The sequence below is a fragment of the Proteus sp. fly-1008 genome (assembly GCF_040140305.1).
In the GTDB taxonomy this organism is placed as follows: domain Bacteria; phylum Pseudomonadota; class Gammaproteobacteria; order Enterobacterales; family Enterobacteriaceae; genus Proteus; species Proteus vulgaris_B.
The window spans coordinates 1-1974 of record NZ_JBEEWH010000038.1; the positions used below are offsets into that span (position 1 = coordinate 1).

The window sequence follows — 1974 nt, forward strand, 5'->3', positions numbered from 1 at the left end:
GCTGATCTTGACCTTTATCTTGAAAATAATCTTGTGGCCATAACGCCAAAAGGACAACCAAGGAAAATTAAAATCCCCGTTATCTCTCCTGAAACTGGGTTAATTGGCTATCCCACTCCGACAATGATTGGTGTCGATTTTAAGTGTTTCTTTGACCCCTTAATTCGCTTCGGTGGTATTGCCAGAATCAAAAATAGCACTGTTGAGCGTTGTAATGGTGATTGGTTGATTTATGGTTCACGCTCCATTCTGGAAACCGAACAAGAGTCGGCAAGGTGGCATATGGAAATATCAGCACAGAACATAGAGGATAGTAAGAATGTCGCAATCAAAAAATGAGACAGCTTCACTATATGGCCCTAAAGATATGGCTGGTGGTATTGGCACTCAAGAGATGATCATCAACTCATTGATTGGGCGCGTAGCAACTACCACTGTCTGTAAGGTTGTGGCGATTAAACCAAGCGGAACTGACGCGGTTGGATTGTTAGATATCATGCCTCTGGTGCTTCAAGTTGACGGGGCGGGGAATACTTACAAAAACGCAGTTATCCATAACGTTCCTTACTTTCGTTATCAGGGTGGTGCTAATGCGGTAATTATCGACCCTAAAGTAGGCGACTTGGGTATTTGCCTTGTTTGTTCTCGTGATATCTCAAAAGTTAAGCGGATGAAGGATGAAGCGGCGCCAGATAGCAAGCGTCGATATGATTGGGCTGATAGTTTGTATGTCGGGGGTATCCTTAATGGAGCACCTACCCAATTTATCCATTTCCTAGAAAGTGGAATAGATGTTGTATCGACTGGCGTTATTAAAATGAAAGGAACTAAGGTTGTTTTAGATGCTCCAGTAGAAACCACCTCAACATTACAATCAGCAAGCCATATTACTGACAATACTGGTCAGGGCAACACTCAAACAATGGCCTCAATGCGGACCACTTACAACGGTCACACTCACAGAGAAAACGGTCAAGGTTCTGATACGAACCAACCAAACCAGCAGGTATAAAATGAAAACATTATTTCTACTGCCTGATACATGGGATCTGACCCTTGATGTATCGGGAAACCTCGCTATTGCCTCTGAACAGTATGAGACGGCTCAATCAGTTGCTAATAAGTGCCGAGTGTTTATGAAAGACCTTTATTACTCACAAAATGAGGGAATTCCTTATTTGGAGGATATTTTGGGCAAGAATCGCTACTCACTTTCTCTATACCGACAGAATTTAGAAGAGGCTGCGCTTTCTGTTCCTAATGTCGTTACAGCTACTGCTGAATTATCAACGGCAAATGACAGAGTGGTTAGAGGTAGGATTTTATTCACTGACAATAAAGGAAATAAAGGGAGTATTTCATTATGATCCCACCGGTACAAATACTTCCTCAAGGTATCGTCGCACCAACCACTCAGGAAGTGATAGATGGTTTATGGCAGTTAATGAAGGGGTGTTTTGGTGAGAACATCAATACATCAATGGACGCACCACAAGGACAGTTAGTCACCACGTTATCAGCCGTTATTACTGATGAACGAAACTTTATGATTAACCTATTAAACAACTTTGACCCACGCTATGCATCAGGCCAAATGCAGGACGCGCTAGGTTACATCTACTTTATGCAACGAAAACAAGCGACACCTTCTGTGGCTGAATTAACTTTTAACGGGCTGAGTGGTGTTGTGATACCTGAAAATTATCAGGTAAGTGATGATAGAGGGTTATTCTGGGCAACATCTGAAGAGTCAGTAATCAATGAATCTGGTGTTGCAGTAGTTAAGGCTAACTGCCTAACCGCAGGTGCTATCGATGCGCCAGTAGGCGTTATTAATCGACTAACTAAAAGTATTAGTGGACTGGATTCTGTCTCAAACAGAACCGCAGGAATACCGGGTAGAAATACTGAAAGCAGGCAAGAATTCGAATATCGCAGATCTGAATCTGTCGCAAAGAACGCAAAAAACACCAA

Annotated in this window: 4 protein-coding genes; all 4 read left to right on the forward strand. The window is 42.5% G+C overall.

Annotated elements, in window-relative coordinates; all coding sequences use genetic code 11:
* The coding region (locus tag ABN256_RS18970) for a baseplate hub protein (RefSeq protein ID WP_502929712.1) at positions 1-339 on the forward strand (339 nt) is incomplete at its 5' end.
* Complete coding sequence (locus ABN256_RS18975; RefSeq protein ID WP_349439929.1) at positions 320-1012, forward strand: phage baseplate protein; 693 nt, start codon at positions 320-322, stop codon at positions 1010-1012. The genes ABN256_RS18970 and ABN256_RS18975, both read left to right, overlap by 20 nt.
* Before the next feature lies 1 nt (position 1013).
* On the forward strand, positions 1014-1367 hold the full coding sequence (locus ABN256_RS18980; protein ID WP_049206563.1) for a contractile injection system sheath initiator: 354 nt from the start codon (positions 1014-1016) through the stop codon (positions 1365-1367).
* The coding region (locus ABN256_RS18985) for a baseplate J/gp47 family protein (RefSeq protein WP_349439930.1) at positions 1364-1974 on the forward strand (611 nt) is incomplete at its 3' end. The genes ABN256_RS18980 and ABN256_RS18985, both read left to right, overlap by 4 nt.